This window comes from Streptosporangium sp. NPDC000095, assembly GCF_042899335.1.
GTDB lineage: Bacteria > Actinomycetota > Actinomycetes > Streptosporangiales > Streptosporangiaceae > Streptosporangium.
Genome location: NZ_JBIAZS010000020.1, coordinates 79,702 through 100,152 on the forward strand (window position 1 = coordinate 79,702; position 20,451 = coordinate 100,152).

General features: G+C 67.7%; 16 protein-coding genes and 1 pseudogene. 11 read left to right on the top strand and 6 right to left on the bottom strand.

The features are described 5' to 3' along the window. The first annotated feature begins 63 nt into the window (after positions 1-63). Both ACFY3V_RS34055 and ACFY3V_RS34060 read left to right on the top strand, forming a co-directional pair. Positions 64-1,296: a DNA repair exonuclease gene (locus ACFY3V_RS34055; RefSeq protein WP_362904659.1), complete on the top strand. Its 1,233-nt coding sequence runs from the start codon at positions 64-66 to the stop codon at positions 1,294-1,296. Beyond that, positions 1,293-4,880 (top strand): AAA family ATPase, encoded by a 3,588-nt coding sequence (locus ACFY3V_RS34060; protein ID WP_362904661.1) that lies wholly within the window; start codon positions 1,293-1,295, stop codon positions 4,878-4,880. The genes ACFY3V_RS34055 and ACFY3V_RS34060 overlap by 4 nt, the downstream gene beginning before the upstream one ends. A gap of 94 nt (positions 4,881-4,974) precedes the next feature. On the opposite strand, the gene ACFY3V_RS34065 is transcribed toward ACFY3V_RS34060, so the two are convergent. Then, positions 4,975-6,000: an ImmA/IrrE family metallo-endopeptidase gene (locus tag ACFY3V_RS34065; protein ID WP_362904663.1), complete on the bottom strand. Its 1,026-nt coding sequence runs from the start codon at positions 5,998-6,000 to the stop codon at positions 4,975-4,977. Positions 6,001-6,204: 204 nt separating this feature from the next. Here ACFY3V_RS34065 and ACFY3V_RS34070 point away from each other — a divergent pair, with 204 nt between their 5' ends. The 7 genes and pseudogenes from ACFY3V_RS34070 to ACFY3V_RS34100 all read left to right on the top strand — a co-directional run bounded on the left by ACFY3V_RS34070 (position 6,205) and on the right by ACFY3V_RS34100 (position 12,616). Beyond that, a complete protein-coding gene (locus ACFY3V_RS34070) occupies positions 6,205-7,155 on the top strand; it encodes a CBASS cGAMP-activated phospholipase (protein WP_362904665.1) in 951 nt (316 codons plus the stop codon). 1 nt (position 7,156) lies between these two features. Further along, entirely contained in the window at positions 7,157-8,329 is a 1,173-nt protein-coding gene (locus ACFY3V_RS34075; protein ID WP_362904667.1) for a nucleotidyltransferase, read from the top strand. A 70-nt stretch (positions 8,330-8,399) separates the two neighbouring features. Continuing rightward, positions 8,400-8,738, top strand: a complete 339-nt coding sequence (locus tag ACFY3V_RS34080; RefSeq protein WP_362904669.1) for a hypothetical protein — start codon at positions 8,400-8,402, stop codon at positions 8,736-8,738. 209 nt (positions 8,739-8,947) lie between these two features. Next, entirely contained in the window at positions 8,948-10,306 is a 1,359-nt protein-coding gene (locus tag ACFY3V_RS34085) for a hypothetical protein (RefSeq protein WP_362904671.1), read from the top strand. A 759-nt stretch (positions 10,307-11,065) separates the two neighbouring features. Beyond that, positions 11,066-11,380, top strand: a pseudogene (locus ACFY3V_RS34090) (tRNA (adenosine(37)-N6)-threonylcarbamoyltransferase complex transferase subunit TsaD); the annotation flags it as partial. Then, positions 11,377-11,727, top strand: a complete 351-nt coding sequence (locus ACFY3V_RS34095) for a peptide deformylase (protein ID WP_389779257.1) — start codon at positions 11,377-11,379, stop codon at positions 11,725-11,727. The pseudogene ACFY3V_RS34090 and the gene ACFY3V_RS34095, both read left to right, overlap by 4 nt. A gap of 118 nt (positions 11,728-11,845) precedes the next feature. Further along, positions 11,846-12,616 carry an enoyl-CoA hydratase-related protein gene (locus tag ACFY3V_RS34100; RefSeq protein WP_362904673.1) on the top strand — a complete coding sequence of 257 codons (771 nt, stop codon included), beginning with the start codon at positions 11,846-11,848 and terminating at the stop codon, positions 12,614-12,616. 287 nt (positions 12,617-12,903) lie between these two features. Here the strand turns inward: ACFY3V_RS34100 and ACFY3V_RS34105 are convergent, their stop codons facing one another. From ACFY3V_RS34105 to ACFY3V_RS34125, 5 genes are all read right to left on the bottom strand, one after another. Further along, positions 12,904-13,602 (bottom strand): DJ-1/PfpI family protein, encoded by a 699-nt coding sequence (locus ACFY3V_RS34105; protein ID WP_389779259.1) that lies wholly within the window; start codon positions 13,600-13,602, stop codon positions 12,904-12,906. A 216-nt stretch (positions 13,603-13,818) separates the two neighbouring features. Beyond that, positions 13,819-15,603 carry a thiol reductant ABC exporter subunit CydC gene (cydC, locus tag ACFY3V_RS34110; protein ID WP_389779261.1) on the bottom strand — a complete coding sequence of 595 codons (1,785 nt, stop codon included), beginning with the start codon at positions 15,601-15,603 and terminating at the stop codon, positions 13,819-13,821. Then, the gene (locus ACFY3V_RS34115; protein WP_389779263.1) at positions 15,600-17,318 is read right to left on the bottom strand and encodes an ABC transporter ATP-binding protein/permease; all 1,719 of its coding nucleotides are present in this window, start codon (positions 17,316-17,318) and stop codon (positions 15,600-15,602) included. The genes cydC and ACFY3V_RS34115 overlap by 4 nt, the downstream gene beginning before the upstream one ends. Continuing rightward, entirely contained in the window at positions 17,315-17,530 is a 216-nt protein-coding gene (locus ACFY3V_RS34120) for a hypothetical protein (protein WP_389779264.1), read from the bottom strand. The genes ACFY3V_RS34115 and ACFY3V_RS34120 overlap by 4 nt, the downstream gene beginning before the upstream one ends. A gap of 223 nt (positions 17,531-17,753) precedes the next feature. Continuing rightward, positions 17,754-18,821, bottom strand: a complete 1,068-nt coding sequence (locus tag ACFY3V_RS34125; protein ID WP_389779266.1) for an ABC transporter substrate-binding protein — start codon at positions 18,819-18,821, stop codon at positions 17,754-17,756. Between the two features lie 349 nt (positions 18,822-19,170). Between ACFY3V_RS34125 and ACFY3V_RS34130 the strand changes: the two genes are divergently transcribed. Further along, on the top strand, positions 19,171-19,716 hold the full coding sequence (locus tag ACFY3V_RS34130) for a Fur family transcriptional regulator (protein WP_389779268.1): 546 nt from the start codon (positions 19,171-19,173) through the stop codon (positions 19,714-19,716). 95 nt (positions 19,717-19,811) lie between these two features. Continuing rightward, complete coding sequence (locus ACFY3V_RS34135; RefSeq protein WP_389779270.1) at positions 19,812-20,414, top strand: superoxide dismutase; 603 nt, start codon at positions 19,812-19,814, stop codon at positions 20,412-20,414. Positions 20,415-20,451 lie beyond the last annotated feature (37 nt).

Sequence of the window (20,451 nt, forward strand, 5' to 3'; positions counted from 1 at the left end):
GTGCTTTTCCTGCGCGTCATCATCAGAGACCTGAAACGGTTTTCACGACGCGAGGGAACCCGGGTGAAGCTGCTACACGCCGCCGATCTTCACATTGACAGCCCGCTGCGCGGACTGTCCTCCTACGAAGGCGCTCCGTCCCAGGAACTGCGCACCGCGTCCCGGCGCGCGCTGGAAAACCTCGTTGCCCTGGCCATCGCCGAAGAAGTGACCGCGGTGCTGCTGGCGGGCGACATCTACGACGGAGACTGGCCTGACTTCCAGACCGGCCTGTTCTTCACCCGGCAGATGTCACAACTACGCGACGCCGGCATCCCCGTCTACATGGTCTCCGGCAACCATGACGCGGAAAGCCAGATGACCAGGCAACTGCGCCTGCCGGAGAACGTCCACATGCTCGATTCCCGAGCGCCGGAGACGATCCCCAACGAGGACAAAGGGCTGGCCGTACACGGCCAGGGGTTCGCCGAACGCGACATCACCGCGAACCTCAGCCTGTCCTATCCCGACCCGTGCCGCGACCTGTTCAACGTGGGTCTGCTGCACACCGCGCTGACCGGACGAGAAGGCCACGCTCCGTACGCCCCCTGCTCGATGAGCGACCTGCAGGCCAAGAACTACGACTACTGGGCCCTGGGACACGTGCACACCCGCGAAGTCGTCTCGCAAGACCCGTGGATCGTTTTCCCTGGAAACCTCCAGGGACGTAGCGTCCGCGAGACCGGCCCCAAGGGCTGCACTCTGGTCACCGTCGATAACTTGCGCGTGCAATCGGCCATTCACCATGATCTGGACGTGGCCCGCTGGCACCACCTGCGCATCGACGTCTCCACCGCCACCGACGCCGATGCGGCCCTCGACCTGGTTCGTACGCAGCTGGCGTCCCTACCGGGCGGACGGCTTCGAGCGGCCCGCGTCAGTCTCACCGGCAACAGCTCCGCGCATCTGCAGCTGTGGCACGACCGCCCCCGGCTCGTCAACGAGATCCGTTCTCTGGCCAACGACTTCGGCGAGCTGTGGGTGGAGAAGGTACGCATCGAGACCCGTACGCCAGAGGCCCCAAACGAAGGAGCGACAGGACTGCTCACCGAACTGCGGCGAACCGCGGACGTGCTGCGGGCCGATGAGGACATCCTGCGGAGGCTGATCACCGCTACTCCCCTGTACGCCTCCTTGCCGAGTGACGCGCGCGGCAAGGACGGTATCCGCCCGCAGGATCCCCAATGGCTGAGCCGGATCGGCGATGACGCCATAGACCTGTTGGAGGCCATGCTCACCGAAGGCAGGACTCGATGAGAATCGACCGGCTGGACCTCACCGCTTTCGGTCCCTTCACCCAGCTGACACTGGATCTGTCGGCTCCGGGAGTTCATCTGGTCTCCGGACCGAACGAGGCAGGCAAGTCGACCGCGTTGCGTGCCCTCGACCAGCTGCTGTTCGGCTTCGACGCGCAGTCTCCGTACGACTTCGTCCACGCCAGGGCCTCCCTGCGGCTCAGCGCACTCCTGCGCGGTAGCGACGGCATCGGCGTGGAAGTTACCAGGACGAGAGCCAGGCAGCCCACCCTGCGCGCCGATGACGGCTCGGTGCTGGAAGCGGCCCTGTTGGACGTGCTTCGCCACCGCATCGACCACACCACGTTCACCTCCGTGTTCGCCCTGAACAGTGCGGAACTTCGCAAGGGCGGCCAGAACCTGGCGGGCGGAGGAGGAGACTTCGGACACGCTCTCGCCGCGACGCGATCGGGAAACCGCCTCACCGAGATCCTGCGAACGCTCGACCGGCAGATCAAGGACCTGTACAAGCATCAAGGCAGCAAGCCGGTCATCAACTCCAAGCTCATCGAGTTCAAGAACGCTCGGACCCGCATGCGAGAAGCGTCGCTGCCCCCGCGGGATTACACCGAACGACACCAGGCGGTCAGCACCGCCGAACAGTCCCTCGCCGACCTGGACACCGAGTTGAAGCAGGCTAGAGGCGAACACTCCCACCTCAAGCTGCTCAGCGACGTTCTGCCCTCCCTGCACCGCCGCCAGGAGTTCCTGGATCAGATCGACGCGCTGAACGCCGAAGGCCCGCTGGCCACCCAGGAGGCGGTCGACCGCCTCGCGCCCCTCCTGCACGAACTGCGGGCCGCGGACGACAGCCTGGCCGACAGCCGACGACGCCTGGAGGAAACAGCCCTCAAGCTGGATGAGCTGATCGTCGACGAGGACCTTCTCGGCGCCCAAAACGCGATCGAAAACCTCTTCCAAGATCGCAAAGCTGCGGCGGAGGCCGCCCAGCGGCTGGCCAGGTTCGCTGGTACGGCGACCAAACTGCGTACCGAAGCTCAAGCCCTGCTTCAACAGGTCTATCCCGGCGCCCAGCTCACCGAGACCACCCGCTACACCGTGCCCGCTTCCCTGCGCAGCCGGGCCGTGGAACTCCACGAAGAGCGCACCAGGGCAGATACCGCATTGAAACAGAGCCGTAAAGCGTTTGAGCAGCGACGCCGCGCTCTCGAAGACACCGGTAAACGGCTCAGTGAACTTCCCGCGACCGAAGACAGCGGGCCGCTTCGAGCGATTCTCGACGCGATCCCCCACGACCTGCTCGGCCAGATAGCCGGCATCGACGAAGACGCACAACGCATCCGAAGCGGCGTCGAACACCTCCTGCATGACCTGCGACTACAACCTTTGACCGTACAAGAGGTGACAGCCCTCAGTGTTCCCACCCGCGCCCAGATCGAGGCGCACATCGCCGCTCTGAGCGACCTCAAGCATGAGCGCGGCGATCTAACCAAACGCACCAAAAACCTTAACAAGCAACTGGCGGCCAACCGGCTGAGCCTAGCGACCTTGCTGAACAACGACCCACCGCCCAGCGAGGATGACCTACTCGAGGTTCGATCCCTGCGCGATGTCCTCTGGCAGGAGATCAACGCCGGTCGATCGGAGCGTTGCGCGGACTTCGAGCAGGCGATCGTGCGCGCCGATCGGCTTGCCGACCAGATGCGCAAGGACGCCCATCGGATCGCCGAGCGCTACCGGATGGAGCTCCAGATTGGTAGCGATGAGCGCGAGCTGGGCGAATTGGACGAAGAGCAAGCCGATCTTCGGCGATATGCCGAGAAATTGGATGCCGAATGGAGCGGCCTGTGGCAGGACTTTCCCGGTCCACTCCCCCTGCCTGCCGCAGCCCTGACCACCCTTGACGACGTCAGAAAGCTCCGAGAAGCCTTCAGCGAGCTGAGCACGGCGCAGGCCAGGCTCGCCTCCTTCACCGGGCAGGCTCACCAGCACATCGAGCGGCTGCGGGAAGGTTTGCGTGAACCGCACGGCTCGACCTTGCTGGGCACGCATAACGCCTTGGTCGAACTGCCCGAACTCCGCGAGACCGCCGCGGCCCGGCTGAGCCTGCAGGAAAAGACCGCCGGGGAACACGCCACGATGCGGGAACGTCTGGCCTTGGCGCAGGCTGAACTCACCGCCGTCGAGACTCAGATCTCCGAACACGAGCAGGACCTGACCGACTGGCAGGCCGAGTGGGACACCTGGCTTACCCGCGTCGATCTGCCCGCCGACCACGACACCGCTGACGCTCTGGCCGACTTGGAACGGCTCCACCGGGTCGCGGCCTTAATGACCGACGCCCTCACCAGCGAACAAGAGTCGCAACACGCCACCGCCGTGATCGAGCGTTTCCACACCCTGCTGCAAACGACCTCCGCCGCGTGTGGCCGCCGCTTTCCCGACAACATCTCCGAGCGTGATCAGCTCGTCGCCGCCCTCTACGACGAAGCCAAGGCTAACCGCTCGCATTTCGAACAACGCGCCATCCTGCGCAGCGCGCATGACGAACTTCTCAGCGCTGTCGCGGGTTTCCGTCAAACCAGCCAGCGACTGACGACCGAGCTGACCGGCCTGGTACGAGCGTCGAAAGTGGACGACCATAGTGCCCTTGCCGAGGCTGTGCGGCGACGGCAACGCCATATCCTTCTCAGCGCCAACCTCGAACAGGTGATCCAGGCGATCCCCGCCAGAGGCGACAAGCTCGATGCCCTCATCAGCGAGGCCGCCGACGCCGACGGCAGTCGGCTCGAAGCCCAGCTGGCCGAACTCACCGACCGCATCACCGACCTCGACAGGCAACGGACCCAGCAAGCCGAGCTCACCGGAAGCAAGAAAACCGAGCTGGCACAACTTGACGGATCGCCTGCAGCCGCTCGGGCAGCGGCCGAAGCGGAGATCTCCGTCGCGGCCTTGATAGAGGAGAGCGAGGAATACCTGCGCCTGCAGGTCGCCCGCACCATCGTCACGCGATGCATGGAGGACTATCTACAGGCGCAGCAAGATCCGATCCTGCTGCGGGCAAGTGACCTGTTCACCCGCCTGACCTTGGGGCGGTTCTCCGGCCTGGAACTCGACCACGAACACGATGCTCCCCTGGTACTGGCCCGCCGAGGATCAGAGCTGCTGAGCGTCAACCAGCTCAGCGAAGGCACCACCGACCAGCTCTATCTCGCCCTGCGCCTGGCTTCCCTGGAGCGCTACGCCGAAGAAGACCGCACACTCCCCTTCACCGTCGACGACATCTTCATCACCTTCGACGACCACCGCACCCGCGCGGCCCTGGCAATTTTGAACGAGATGGCCGACCGCTTCCAGATGATCGTGTTCACCCATCATCCCCACTTGATCGACCTCGCCCGGCAAGAACTTCCCGCCGGTCGGCTGCACGTCCACTACCTACCGGTCTTCACACCCGGCCGCAGCGACGCCTCACCTCCCCAAAGCACCGAACGTCTCTGCCGCACCTGCCAGCAGCCCTTGGCTTATTCGGGCAGAGGCAGGCCTCCGGTGGAGTGCGAGACCTGCAATCGCACCCGACGCTGAAAAGCCACCCCGCTCGCTCATCTCGCGGCACTGACCAAGATCACTGATCGGTGCCGTCAGCAAAGATCGAAGTGGCTCGCGGACGCAAGTGGATCTACGCGGCGGACGCCGTGTAGATCTTCTCGACGATCTCGGTGGGAAGGAGCGCGCGGGCGTCGGCGCTAACGGTGGAGTTCAGGAAGCTTAAGAGTGCTGACGGCTGTTCCGGCCGTCCGAGTGGGACGGGTTCGACACGCCGCCATCCCCTGGCGGATATCGTCTTGACCGCTGTGAGGTAGCTGCGGTCGTTCATCTTGCCAAGCGTCTTGGCGCGCATGAGGAGAGCGGCCAGCGAGACCTGCCAGTGGCGCTTGAGCTCGAACAGTACCTGCCAGTCGACCCTGCTCGGCAACTGGTCGTAGATGTCCTCGGCTGGCATCAGGAACGCCGCGGCGAACTGATGCGCCTGCGTCTCCACTTCCTTGACACCCCAGATCTGCTCACCATGAAGAACCAGATGGCCGAGCTCATGCGCGCAGTCGAATCGTGACCGGGCGCGGTCATTCTTGTCGGTGCCGAGCACGACGACCGGATGGTCGGCGAACGGGAGAGAGAAAGCGTCGACGTCGGTGTTACCCAGCGGCAGGCGGATCACTGCCACGCCGTGCTGTTCGAGGAGGTCGACCACGTCGGTGACCGGGCCGGCCGGAAGGTTCCACGACGACCGGACGCGGGCCGCAATCTGTTCGATCTCGGTGATGTCGGCGTCCAGGCCGCTCGCGGGGATGAGCGGGACGTTGTGGGCTGGGAACAGACGGGCATCGGCCGCATGGAGGACGAGGTCGTGGGCGACGTGCCCGATCGCGCGGGCGTGGCGCCGGTCGGTGACCGAGGTGCGGCGCAGCGACCGAAAGAAGCCCTCATGACTATCGGCCATCGGTGTGTGGAAAAACTCGATCGGGACGTTGAGGAGCTCGGCCAGGAGGCCGGTGGTCTCCGGCTTCGGCCGTGCGGCGCCGCTCTCGAACTGGCTGATCGCGGCCGGGGTCACGTCCGCCTTCTTGGCTAGCTCCGCCTGACTCCATTTGGAGAGTTCGCGTGCGGTCCGAAGGCGTGTCCGGTCGAACGCCTGCGTGCTCATCTGATGCCCCTTGCCTGATCTTGTTCCTCATCTTGTCGGATCGCCCGGTCTACCCGTACGCCCCGGGGGTGTCCAAGGGCAAAACGTTACGATCTCAGTGTAGAAGTTCACGCGGAACTTCTTGCTGTGATATTAAGTACTCTCGATAGTGGAGATCATCTGGGGGTGCTCTCCTTGGCATCGCAGTTACCCGGGGGCCACGTCGTGCCAACCGAGCGTTTCCAGATCCTGGCCTTGGACGGCGGAGGGTTTCGCGGGATGTTCTCCGCCGCGGTCCTGGCTCGCCTCGAAGAAGACCTCGACATCCGCATCGTCGACCACTTCGACCTCATCGCGGGCACCTCGACCGGCGGGATCATCGCCCTGGGTCTCGGGCTCGGGCTCTCGCCCAAGGAGATCGTCGATTTCTACACCGGGCACGGACCGCGGATCTTCCGCAATCGCAGCAAGTTGCGCGTCATGCGGCACCTGCTTCGCGCCAAGTACGGTGCCGGGCCGCTGCGCGAGGCCCTCACGGAGGTGTTCGGCGAGCGGACCTTCGGAGAAAGCACCAAGAGGTTGGTGATTACCTCGTACAACCTCCGGGCGGATGATGTGTATCTCTTCCGGACGCCGCACCTGCAGACGCTGAAGCGCGACTGGCGCGAGAGCGCGGTGAACGTCGCGCTGGCCACCTCGGCCGCACCGACTTACCTGCCGGGGATGTCGTTGGACGGCGCCCGGCTCGTCGACGGCGGCGTGTGGGCGAACAACCCGACGATGGTCGCGCTGACCGAAGCGGTCGGACCGCTCGGCGTCCCGTTGAAGGCGATCCGGGTGTTCAGCCTCGGCACCACGACCGAGGTCCGCAACCGCCACCGGCGCCTCGATCACGGCGGTCTCCTGCCGTGGGCGAGCGACGCCGTCGAGGTCCTCATGCGGGCGCAGAGCGAGAGCGCAGCCAAGCAGGCCCGGCACTTCCTTGGGAAGGACAACGTGCTCCGCCTCAACCCGACGGTCCCCGCGGGCGTCCTCGCGCTCGACAAAGTCGACGTCAACACCCTCTACGGACTGGCCGGCCACGTCAGCCGCGACGCCTCCCCGGCCGTCCACCGGACCTTCTGCGATCACCGTGCACCGGTATTCGCTCCCTTCTACCCCGCCCGCGAGGACTGACATGGACACGCTGACGCAGGCGCCAGATCTGGACACGCTCCCCGGAATGCTGTCGGATGTGATCAACGGCGCCGTCGAGGTGCTCGACATCTCACCGGACTTGCGCGACACTGCGGTCGAGCACTACGAGGAGGTCGGCACCTGGCTGGCCGAGAACGGCGGCACCGGCTGGAAGATCTACCCTCAAGGATCCTTTCTGCTGGGGACGGTCGTCCGGCCCTTCCGGATCACCGGCGAGTACGACATCGACCTGGTGTGCTGGCTTCCGCTGGCCAGGGAGAGCGTCACCCAGCAGGCCCTCAAAGACCGTGTCGGCGGTCACCTGGCCTCTTACACCAAGTGGAAAGCCGACCAGGGGCATGAGGACGGGCCCCTGAGCATCGAGCCCAGCCGCCGCTGCTGGACGCTCGGCTACGAAGGATTCCACCTGGACGTGTTGCCGTCCATCGACGACGAAGAGCGCCCGCCCACGGGAATCCTCCTCACCGACAAGAACCTGCGGGCGTGGCAGCGTAGTAACCCCAAGGGGTACGCGGCCTGGTTTCAGGAGCGGTCGAAGCCGACGCGGCCCATCGAGGCCAAGCGGCACCCCAGCGTCGCCAACGTCCCCGCCTGGCGGACCCGCAACACGCTCCAGCGGATCGTCCAGGTCCTGAAGTGGCACTGCATGATCACATTCGAGGACGACCTCGACAACCGGCCGCCGTCCATCCTCATCACCACCCTCGCCGCCCACGCCTACCAAGGCGACACGGACCTGTTCACCGCGATCCGCAACGTGCTCGACGGAATGCCGCACTTCATCGAGAAACGTGACGGCATCTGGTGGGTGCCCAACCCGGCACACGACGGCGAGAACTTCGTCGACAAATGGAACGAATACAACGAGCGGCGGATCGCGTTCCTCCGATGGTTCGACGAGATCAGAAGGACCGTCGACGACCTGGCCGGGATGGAGGGCAAGGGACACCTCGCGGTGTTCTCCCGCCTGACCGAATCGTTCGACCGCGAGCCCATGCGCCACTCCATCAAACGCGTCGCAGCCAACCTCGGCCGCCACTCCGGGGACTACCGGATGAGCGGAACCGGCCTGCTGTCGGCCTCTTCGACGGCGACCGGCCCCCGAACGGGCGGAAACACCTTCTATGGCCAGCACTCCGCGCCGCGCGGTTAACCTCGGGCGGCAGGCCGCCGCGATCCACGCGGCCCTGCCGCACGCTCGAGCGCAGGTGCGCGACGGGCGCTTGACGTGCAGTGTCACCCTCCAGCCCAGCGCCATCTGCCGGGTCTACACGGTGGAGGTGACCTACCGCCATCGCAGCCGCCCCCGCGTGATGGTCATCGATCCGGAACTGAAACTGCACCCGCGCGCCACGGCGTTGCCACATGTCTACCCCAAAGGCGACCTGTGCCTGCACCTTCCCGGCGAATGGAACGACAGCATGCTCCTGGCCAGGACGATCATGCCGTGGACGTGCGAATGGCTCCTCCACTACGAGCTGTGGCTGATCACAGGACGGTGGGCAGGCAGCGGCGCCCCCCACGCCGTCGCCAACGATGAAACGACATGGAACGACGCCTGAACCATCGCTCCGCTGTGCTCCTCAGCAAGGATGTAAAGAACGGCTTCGGCTCACTTACGTTCGTCTCCAGCGCCTTTTCGTCCATGACGATCAGTGGAGGCTCCGACCGAAGAAACCCAGCGGTAGACGCCGTGAGCTGCCTGCCATGCTGAGGAGAATCGGCCGTTAATCAATGCGCCGCTACCCCCGACACACCGAAGGAAGACATCGTGCTCGACCTAGAAGGACAGATCCATCGCGTCTGGAACCCCGACGTTCGCCCTTTGATGGAGGAGGCGCTGCGCTGCTACCACGCCGGCGCCCTTCGGGCCGGTATCGGACAGACCTGGATCGCCGTTGTGGCCGATCTGACCGAGAAGATCGTCCGCTTGGCCGACGAAGGAGACGGCGACGCCAAAGACTTTCGCACCCAGCTGGAAACCGCGCAGACCGCAGGTCTGGCCGCCGACGGTGTCACCGCCATGCAGGCCATCGAGCGCAGCATTCTGGATACCGCAGTCAAGCTGGAGCTCATCGACACCATCGCCGCCCGCGAGTTCGAGCGGCTCCGCCAGGACCGACACCTGTGCGTGCATCCGTCCCTGCGCCGCTTGGGCGAGACCTACCAGCCGCTGCCGGAAAGCGCCCGCGCGCACATGGCGATCGCTTTGGACTCCCTGCTTATCCACCCACCCACCCAAGGTCGCAAGGTCATCGACGATTTTATGGACCACGTGACCGAGCCACTATTTTCGGCCAATCCGGCCTACCTGCTGGCGACCTTCTTCGCTCGGGTCCGGCCCACTGCCCGACGTAGGATCGTCGACCTGGCGGCCAAACACGCCCTGACCGAACTTTCAGGGCCGCCCGATAGTTCCCCTGTTCTGCTGGCCGATCGCATGGCGGTGTGCCTGCGTGCCTTCAGCACCAGTGACTCGGCTATGGTAGCGGACGCACTGAAGAAGTCGCTGGACCGGCTGGGTAAGGCCGAGGGGCAGCAGCAGTTACGCGCCGCCGCTCGCTTGGCCGAGCTGGACGCCTTCTGGGACCTGTTGGACGCGCCGTTCACAGCTCGACTTGACGAGCTGATCGCTGGCCTGGTCCCTACCGACTCTTGGGAGGTCTTGACGCCGGAAAGCGCCGAGGCGTTGTCGATGGTGCGTGTGGCCCAGGCGCGTGCTGTACTACCCCGGCTGGAGTCCACCTTCGCCGCCCTGCCCGTCAGGAATCGCGCCCAGGTGATGGCCCGTCATCTCGCCCCTTACTTCGCCTCCTACGTCTCGGACCTGTTGGCGCAGGCGCCCGGATGGCGGGGAGCGGAAGAAATCACTCGCACGGCTGTGGTCCCCTACGGACCTTTGATGTCCGTTGAGCTCCTGCAGGAGGCATTGGCCGCTTGGGCGGCCGATGTTGACTGCCGCACCGCAGGCGGGATGCTCAACCTGGCGGTGGAGTTCTATCGCGCGACCGCGCACTTGCGCGCGACCGATCAGGAGGCATGGACGACCTTCCTCAAGGATGTCCGCGCGCGGGAGCCAGAGTCGAGCATGTACCGCTACACGGAACTCGAAGCCGAAATGCAATCCTGACCAGCGGGTATCGACCTATAATTATCGCGCCTCCAAGACCTGCGCGCTGAACTTCGTCTTGTAGCTGAGTTCGCCGTGAAAGTCTCGCCCTACCTGGACAAACACGGCGAGCTCACTGCCACAGCCGAGGACGAGATGGGTCGGCCCCGAGGGGACCACAGTCCGTGATCTCGCCGCATCCTTTCCCACTGCGGCCCGGCTCCGGTCAGGACACGCGTCGAAGGGCACGACCCGCGTGGTCACCGGCCAGAAAGGCCGCCGGAGGAACTGGTCGGTGTGCCGGGTCCTGGTCAACGGTCTGGCGACAAGGAAGGGCGGCCAGGTGAGCGTCGAGCACAAGGCCCGCCTCCACCTCGGATTCGCAGCGTGGCCACCCGGGCCGAGCAAGCGTGAGCCGAAAGACCTGCGCGTGCTCTCGATCACGTTGACGGTGACGGGCCGCGTCGGGTTGTGGAGGCGATCGAGGGCACGAGCGTGAAGATGTCCGGCGGGGTCCGCGAAGAACCGGCCGCAGGACGATGTCAACGGATTCGGCGCGTTTGAGCCGCTTTGCCTATCCGGTGGGGGCCTCTTACGGGTGGGCATGCTTCTCAGCCACGGCCAAGATACTCCAGCACGACCCGCTGGAACCGTTTCGGCGCTCCAGCACGGCTGATAACCCGCGCCTCCTTCGCCACTGTTGCTCTCGTGGCCACCCTAGACGATCCACCCCACACCCCGCCGGGTAAGGACCCCGCGAAGGCCGCCTCCAGCCAGGGCTTCGACTTCTCCTTCTCCGGCCTCAAGAGCGCCGTCGCCCGCCAGGTCGAACACGACCCCCGCCTGTCGGTGCCGGACGTCGCCGCCTCCTTCCAGGAGGCCGTGGCCGCCAACGCCCGGCTGCGCGAGGTGGCCGCCGGACGTTGCGCCGCCGCCGGTCTCACCCTGCGCGTCCCGCCGCCCGCCCTGTGCACCGACAACGGCCTGATGATCGCGGCGGTCGGCGACCTGCTGGTGCAGGCCGGCCACCCGCCTGCCACCCTTGACCTGTCCGCGAATCCCTCCTGCCCACTGACCAAGGCGGTTTGTGCATGACCGGTACGGCACCTCCCATCACCCTCGTCGGCACCGACGTGCTGCACACCCCATGCCGCCCGGTCGAGCACTTCGACGACGATCTCGCCCACCTGGTCGACGACATGTTCGCGAGCATGTGCGAGGCCAAGGGCGTGGGCCTGGCCGCCAACCAGATCGGCGTGGACCTGCGCGTCTTCGTCTACGACTGCCCGGACGCCGAGGACGTGTGGCGCAAGGGTGTGATCGTCAACCCGCGCCTGGAACTTCCCGCGCCGAAGGACCGCAACCTCGACGAGGGCGAGGAGGGCTGCCGGCCGCCACAGGGCCGAGCTCTTACGCCGGGATCTCCACGAGTCGGTGGTTGAGTGGTGCCGCGGAGAGGTCGATGCCGTCCGGCCTCGCAATGGTGATCCGCGAGAGAGGAACACTCCGGTCGTGGCCGATGCCGGTCACGCGGCCCGCGCAACCATCAGGAGCCCACCCATGAAGTTTGATCATGTACTGGTCGGCCGGGACGCCGACTTCGTGACGATCACGATGAACCGCCCGGAGCGGCGCAACGCCCTTTCGCTGGCCCACCTGCGTGATCTGACCACCGCCTTCGCGTCCGCCGGTGACAGCGACGCCTCAGGGATCATCCTGGCCGGGGCAGGTCCGGTCTTCAGCGCCGGCCATGACTTCGCCGACGTCGCCGAAGCCGACCTGGACGCGGTGCGCACCCTCCTGGAGTCCTGTCTCCAGCTCATGGAACTGATCGAGTCGGTGCCGCAGCCGGTGATCGCCCGCGTCCACGGCCTGGCCACCGCGGCCGGCTGCCAGCTGGTCGCCACCTGCGATCTCGCCGTCGCCGCCGACTCGGCCGGTTTCGCGGCGCCCGGCGGAAAGGGCGGCTGGTTCTGCCACACCCCGATGGTCGCCATCGCCCGCAACATCGGCCGCAAACGCGCCGCGGAGCTGGCCTACACCGGTGACACCATCACCGCCGCCCAGGCTCTCGACTGGGGACTGGTCAACCGGGTGGTGCCCGCCGCCGACCTCAACGCCGCCGTCGACGACCTGCTCGGCCGCGCCACCCGCGGCAGCCGCGCCTCCAAGGCCCTCGGCAAGCGCACCCTGAACCGGCAGCTGCCCCTGTCCCAGGCGGACGCCTACCGGCTCGCCACCGAAGTGATGGCCGAGTCCTCACAGTCGGCCGCGGCGCGAGAGGGCATGGCCGCGTTCCTGGCCAAACGCCGTCCGGAATGGAACGACTGACGAGCCGGACCTCAGCCGGGCTGAGCCTTGGCCGGTGAAGGGCCTTCACGTGAGATGCCGTTCGCTTGCCACGACGCGGGGCTCTCACGAGACATTGGCCGCGGGTTTCGCCGTCCGTTCCCGAACCCGGCCGGTCAGGTCTCGCCCGGATGCTGTCACCGCTGCCCGGCCGCCACCTGACCGATGGAGGCAGGCCCCTTTGTGAACTCTTCCAGCACCGCCTTGCGGGCCGCCCTCGACGTAACCAGGACTGGAGCGCGAGCGGGCAGGCCGTAAGGCCGGTTGCCTCATCGGGTCCAGATCGTGCCGCGGGCCTGGTATTCGAGGGCTTCTTCGACCTTGACGGCCACGTCCGCGTTCAGCTCGCGCTTGATCAGATACAGCGCCAGGTCCAGGCCGGAGGTGATGCCGGCCGCGGTGACCAGGTCGCCGTCGTCGACGACGCGGGCGTTCTTGACGACGCCGCCACGCGAGGCCAGCTCTTTCTTCGCGACCGTATGGGTGGTGCAGGGACGGCCGGTGACCAGGCCGGCCGCGGCGAGGATGATCGCGCCGGTGCAGAGCGAGGAGATGGTGAGCCTCGGGCGGCGGGCCGCGGCGAGCGCTCTCGGGAGCGCCCCGTTGTTGATCTCCGCCCAGATGCCGGGCTCGCCGGGGCGACCGCCACCGGGCACGATGATCAGGTCGGCCTGTTCGGGCCGCCAGCCGCGGTCGACCGTCACGCGCGTACCGAAGGCGGCGGTGATGACGCGAGGCTCGCCGAGCACCATGTAGCCGGTGTCAATCTCCCTTTCGCTGTACCAGCCGGCCAGTGAGAACACTTCCTGTGGCGCGATGAAGTCCTGCTCCTCCACGCCGTCGAACATGACGATGCGTACCCGCAAAGGCCCCTTCGGGCCGCGCGGCGTGGCCGCGGCCGCCTGCTCGCCGATCAGCATTCCCATGCCGGCGACCGCGCCGCCCGTCAGTACCGCCCGTCGTTCCATCGAAGCTCCCTCCAAGAGCCGACTCATGGGAATAGTCGGAGGCGGGAGAGCGAAAGTTCCCGGGAGCATCGATCAACGCGTGGTGAGGCGCCCGGATCCGCGGCGTCCTGGGCGCCGTGACGCGCCAGGCCGCCGTCGGCTCCGCTGCCTGCTGCGGGATCATCAGGGGCTCCCCCACGACGCTGCCACCCTGGCGCCTGGCGATGCTTGATGTGATCAGTCGGTGAGCTGGGTGGCGAGGAGCCGCGTGTAGGCGCCGCGGCCGGCGAGGAGTTCGGCGTGGGTGCCGGCTTCGGCGACCTGGCCGTCTTCCAGGACGACGACGCGGTCGGCGGTGCGGATGGTGGACAGGCGGTGGGCGATGACCAGGGTGGTGCGGTCGCGGCGGGCGGCGGTCATGGCGGCGGCGACCTCCTGCTCGCTTTCGGCGTCGAGGTTGGAGACGGCCTCGTCCATGATCAGGATGGGGGCGTCCTTGAGCAGGGCGCGGGCGATGGCGACGCGCTGGCGCTGGCCGCCGGACAGGCGGGCGCCGAGCTCGCCGGGCAGGGTGTCGTAGCCGTCGGGCAGGCCGGTGACGAACTCGTGGGCGTGGGCGGCGCGGGCGGCGGCCTCCACCTCCTCGTCGGTGGCCTCGGGGCGGCCGAGGCGGATGTTGTCGCGCAGCGAGACGTTGAACAGGTAGACGTCCTGGGGGACGAGGGTGATCAGGCGGCGCAGGTCTTCTTGGGGGAAGTCGCGGACGTCGTGGCCGCCGACGGTGATCTGGCCGGCGGTGACGTCCCACATGCGCATCAGCAGGCTGGCGCAGGTGGACTTGCCCGCTCCCGAATGGCCGACCAGGGCGACGGTCTCGCCGGGGGCGATGGCGAAGGAGACGTCGGCGAGCGCCTCGGGCAGGTCGGGGCCGTAGTGGAAACGGGCCGCCTCGAAACGCACATGCGGCTCGACGGGGGCGGGAGGTGGGGTGGTGACGCGGTCGGTGACCGGGGCGGGGGTGTTCAGGATGGTCATGATGCGGTCGGCGGCGGCGATGACGAGGTTGAGGTCGCGGGCCACGTCGGTGACGGCGATGACCGGGGCGAAGGTCGTGGCGGCCAGGACGACGGCGACGGGGAACAGCGCCGGTTGCAGGCTGCCCGCCGAGGTCAGCAGGGCGGCGGTGACGAGCACGGCGAGCATGCCGAGCGTGGTGGCGGCGTTGGTGGCGGCGTGTTCGAGGCCGGAACGGCGGCCGTGGGCGAGTTTGGCCTCCAGGAGGCGCTGGTCCTGTTCACCGAGGCGGTCGAGCTGGCGGGCCCCGGCACCGGAGGTGAGCAGTTCGCGCAGGCCCTGGAGGGTGTCGACGGCTTCGGCGTTGAGCTCGCCGAGTTCGGCGCGCAGCCTCACGCCTTGGGCGGCGGCCCGTTTGCGCAGCCAGGCGGGCAGCAGGGCGAGCAGGATCAGGGCCGGGGCGAGGGCCACGGCGAGGGCAGGGTGGAAGACCGCCAGCGCGCTGAGGGCGGCGACAGGGACGGTGACGGCACTGATCAGCGGGCTGAGGGTGTGGGCGAACCACAGCTCCAGTTGCTCGACGTCGGAGATGGCGGCGGAGCCGAGATCGCCGGAGCGGCGCTGCAGGAGATAGCCGGGAGCCAGGCGTTCGAAGGCGGCGTAGACGCGGCCGCGGACGTCGGCCAGCACGCGGAAGGCGGCCACGTGCGCGAGATAGGACTCCAGCCACGGGGTGAGGGCCAGGAAGGGCAGCAGGAGGCCCAAGGCGATCAGGCCACCGCGCAGGTCGCCGGGTGTGGCTCCGGTGATGGCGCGACTGACGACCCACGCGCCGACGCCGGCCGAGGCCAGGACGACCAGGTGGTGAGCGATGCCGCTGACCGTCGCGATCAGCAACAGGGGCCGGTGCGGGCCGAGCAGCGCCAGCAGGGGCCGGAAGCGGGAGCCGCCGGGACGGCCGGGCGCGACGGCGGTGGCAGTGGCGGTGGTGGTGGCCGTGGTGCTCATCGGGTGGCTCCGTTCTGCGCGGCGACCAGGCGAGCGTAGGCACCCTGGCCGGCCAGGAGCTCGCCAGGTGGCCCGGCCTCCTGGATGCGGCCCTCGGCCATGACGATGACGCGGTCGGCGCCCTGGACGGTGGACAGCCGGTGGGCGATCATCAGGGTGGTCCGGCCGCCGGACAGGGTGTCCAGCGCGTGCTGGATAGCGGCCTCGTTGGCGGCGTCCACGGCGGAGGTGGCCTCGTCCAGGACGAGAATGGGGGCGTCCTTGAGCAGGGCGCGGGCGATGGCGATGCGCTGGCGCTCACCGCCGGACAACTTCAGGCCGCGCTCGCCCACGACGGTGTCGTAGCCATCAGGCAGGGCGGTGATGAAGTCGTGGGCCTGGGCGGCGCGGGCGGCGGCTTCGAGCCGGTCGTCGGTGGCCTCGGGGCGGGCCAGGGCGAGGTTGCGGCGGACGGTGCCGTGGAAGAGGTAGGTGTCCTGGGAGACCACGGCGACCAGGGCGCGCAGCCGCTCCAGGGGCAGGTCGCGGACGTCGACGCCGTTGACGCTCACGCACCCGGCGTCGGGGTCGAAGAAGCGCAGCAGCAGGGAGGCGACGGTGGTCTTGCCCGCCCCCGAGCGGCCAACGAGGGCGACGCGTTCACCGGGTGCGATGTCGAGGGTGAAGCGGTCGAGGGCGGGACGTTCCCGGCCGGGGTAGCCGAACAGGACCTCGTCGAAGGTCAGTGAGGGGGGTCCGGTCAGGCCGAGCAGGGTGGTGCCCTGGGCGGGTTCGGGGGTGTCGAGGATCTCGAAGACGGCCCTGAGGGAGGGGACGGCGTTGTAGCTGGAGTGGTAGGCCGCCTCCAGTTCCTTCAGGGGGCGAAAACTCTCGGCGGTGAGCAGCAGGATGAGCAGCAGTTCGGTGACGGTCAGCTCGCCTGCGGCCAGCCGCAGCGCGCCGGTGCCCAGCGCCACGGCGGTGCCCAGACCGACGATGAACGCCACCCCGCCGACGTAGCCGATGACGACGGCCATGAGCCGGATCGAGTCGCGGCAGAACCGCTCGGCGAGGCGGGCCAGCTCGGCGCCGCGGCGGCCACTGGCGTTGAACGCCTTGAGCGTGGCCATGCCCTGCAGCGCGTCCAGGTTCTCGGCGTACAGGCCCTTGTAGCCGTGGAACCAGGCCGCGTTGCGGTCTCGCAGCACCCGGTCCGACACCAGCGGCAACACCGGCATGAGCAGCGCGCAGGCCAGGACGACGGCGCCGACCAGCGGATCCAGGGTGAACAGGTACGCGGTCACCGCGACCGCGCCGAGGACGGAGGCGGTCACCTGAGGCAGGAACCTGCCTATGTAGGCATCAGCGGTCTCGATGCCGTCCACGAGGGTGCTCTGCGCGGAGCCGGTGCGTCCGCGCTGGGCGTGGGCGGGGCCGAGCCGCAGCAGCTTGGCGGTCAGGCGGCGGCGCAGCTCGGCCTTGACGGCACCCGAGACCCGCAGCGCGAGAGGCTCGCGTACGGTCAGCGCGACGCTGCGCAGGAGTTGCAGGGCGACGACTCCCGCGACGAGCCAGGTGATCGAGCTCGCGCCGTGCCCGGCGAAGATGCGGGCCAGGGCTTGTGCGACGAGCACGCCCTGGCCGACGTAGGTGGCCGTGACGGACAGCAGCACCAGCACGAGCCCTATCAGGCGCCACCGGATGGATGGAGACAGGGCCAGCAGTCGGGGAATCACTGCTCCTCCTTGAGTCGTTCGAAGACGAGCTGGGTGCGGTGGACGGCGCGCACGCCGTACACCTGACGGATCAGGTCCGGGGTGAGGACCTGGTCGGGCGGCCCGCCGGTCACGATGCGGCCGGCGTTCATCACGTAGAGGCGGTCGCAGAAGGCGGCGGCCTGGTTGAGGTCGTGCAGCACGGCGAGGGTGGCGATGCCCAGCTCGCGCACCAGATGCAGGATCTCCAGCTGGTGGCGGATGTCGAGGGGAGACGGTCGGTGACGATGCCCCAGGCTTGGGGCAGCGCGACGTGCACCGCGCCGATGCTCACCGCCAGCCAGGTCGAGACGACGACGGCGACGGCGAGCGCGGCGATGAGCAGGAGGAACCCGTTCGCGCGATGCCTTTTCGGCTTGAGCCGGGTTTGTGCCGGGTTTTGGCGGGTCGTGCCGGTCACGGGGTGAAGGCGTCGGGGTGCAGGAAGCGGGCGATGTCGGCGATGGCCAGGATGTTGCGGTAGCCGGGGTGCTGGGCCGCCACGGGAAGTGCGAGGTAGCGCTGCTCCTTGGCCGCGGGGCTGTTCTTGGCGATGGCGAAGGCCTCTGCGGCCTTCGCCGGTGAGCTCGGCATGTCCTCGCCGCGCAGGGTGGAGTAGTCGCTGATCAGGACGGCCTCGGGCTGGGCGGCGCTGACCTTCTCCGCGCTGACCTCGGTGTAGTCGCCCTTGACGTCGGCCAGCACGTTCGTCCCGCCGGCGGCGGTGATCATCTGGTGGGTGATGCCCGAGCCGCCGTAGGCGTTGACCGGGCCCTTGCCGCCGTCGGTGGCCAGCACCTTGACCGGGCTACGGCCGGCGACGCGCTTGGTGACGTCGGCAAGCCCGCTCTGAAGTTCGGCGATCAGCGCGTCGGCGCGGTCGGGGACACCGAAGATGGCGCCGAGATTGCGCAGGTCGGTGTAGGTGTCGTCGATGGTGAACTCGAGCACCTCCTCGGGGCTGCACCAGCCGCCCAGGATGTACACCGGGGAGCCGGCCGCGTCCAGCTCCTCCACGGTGGCGTAACCGCCGGCGGCGTCGAAGCCGGCCATCGCGTTGTCCAGGACGAAGTCCGCGCCCTGGGAGAGCATGACCTCTTTCTGCGGCAGCATGATCGTGCCGGAGATCTCCGGGATCTTGGCGTACTGCTCCTGCTGCCCCGGCAGGAACGGGCTCTCGGAGAAGTTCGTGCGCCCGGCGACCCGATCACCCAGAGCGAGCGCGAGCAGGGTCTCCAAGGAGGGGTGGTAGCCGGTCACCACCTTGGCGGGCGGCTTGTCGAACGTGAGCTCGCGCCCGCAGTTCTCCACCGTGACCGGGAAACCGGCCTGCGGCGCCGCCGCCTGCTGGGTGGCGGGAGCCGGTGAGCAGGCGGCCAGCGTCAGAGCGACTGCCACGACGAGCAGCCTTCTCATGATCGGGGTACCGCCTTCGGTGGCGCGTTGCCGCCAGATGGTCGGGGTGATACGGGGCGGGCGGCTCATGTGGCGAGTCTCCGAAGATGCGAGGTCAACTGATCGTCATGCGCGAAACCACCACATTCTGCGCATATGTTGCAATTGCTAGCAAGTGGCATTAAGCGACGATCAAGGAAATGGCGCGGCCGGGCCGGCAGTTCGCAGGCGCGGCGGATCCGCTCAGGCGTCACCGCCGAGGGAGGGCTGCGAACGAACGCATCGCTCACCGGCCCACCTAACTGCATAGAAGTTGCAACAGCAGGCTACTTGCAACATCATCGCGAGACGGTCAAGGTGACAGCGAACGCGGGCGTACGAACTACAGGCCGCCCCGGAGCCCGAGGAAGGCGGTCCACATCGAGGTATCCCCCAAGCCTTGTCGGCGGATACCGGCGTGGCGGCCGGGTGGTGCGCCTCCGCCAGCGGACGGCGGCGCTTTGATCATGTTCACCGTAAGAGCGCGATCGAGGTGAAGGGCACCGAGGTGGAAGACGTCGACGTGAAGCACACGGTCGCCGGGTTCGAGGAGGTCCTGCGCGGCAAGGGGCTGCGCCGGACCATCCCCCGCATGATGATCCTGTCCATCCTGGTGGAGGCCTCCGCCCACCTCAGTGCCTCCAGACTGCATCATCTGGTGACGGCGGCCCAGCCGACGATCAGCGTCTCCACCGTCTACCGCAACGTGACGATGATGACCCAACACGGCCTCCTGCACAGCGTGGAGCACACCGGGCAGGCGCATTTCGGCATCGCCGCGGCCCCGCACCACCACCTCCTGTGCGAGCGCTGCGGGGTCCTGGCCGATATGGCCGTCGAGGACCTGGCGCAGACGGCGGCGAGCCTGCTGGCGCGAACCGGATTCGAGATCACCCCCTCGGGCCAGGTGTTGCGCGGCCGCTGCCTGCGGTGCCGGACCGGCTGAGGGTTCGCGGTGGCATGCCTCGCACCCTCTCGGCTAGTTGCATGATTATTGTTATTGCGAGATACATGCACTAGAGGTTCACAGAGGAGATGCCCATGGGTGACTACACCCTTCCGGATATGCCTTACGATTACGCGGCACTGGAGCCCGCGATCACCGGGGAGATCCTGGAGCTGCACCACGCCAAGCACCACGCCGCCTACGTCAAGGGCGCGAACGACACCCTGGAGAAGCTGGCCGAGGCGCGCGACAAGAGCGAGTTCGGCGGGCTGGTCGGGCTGGAGAAGACCTTCGCCTTCAACCTGTCCGGCCACGTGCTGCACTCGATCTTCTGGCAGAACCTCTCCCCCGACGGCGGCGACCGCCCCGACGGAGCCCTCGGCGAGGCGATCACCGAGCACTTCGGCTCCTTCGAGGCCTTCCAGAAGCAGCTCACCACCGCCACCGCGACGGTGCAGGGATCGGGCTGGGGCATCTTGGCCTGGGAACCGTTGAGCCGGCGCCTGGTGGTGGAGCAGGTGTACGACCACCACGGCAACGTCGGTGTGAACACCACCCCGCTGCTGGTCTTCGACGCCTGGGAGCACGCCTACTACCTGCAGTACCGCAACGTGCGCCCCGACTACGTCGAGCAGCTGTGGTCACTGATCAACTGGAACGACGTCATCGCCCGCTTCGACGCGGCCAAGGGCGCCTGACCCCATGACCGCGGCGCCCACCGTCCGTCCTTCCTTG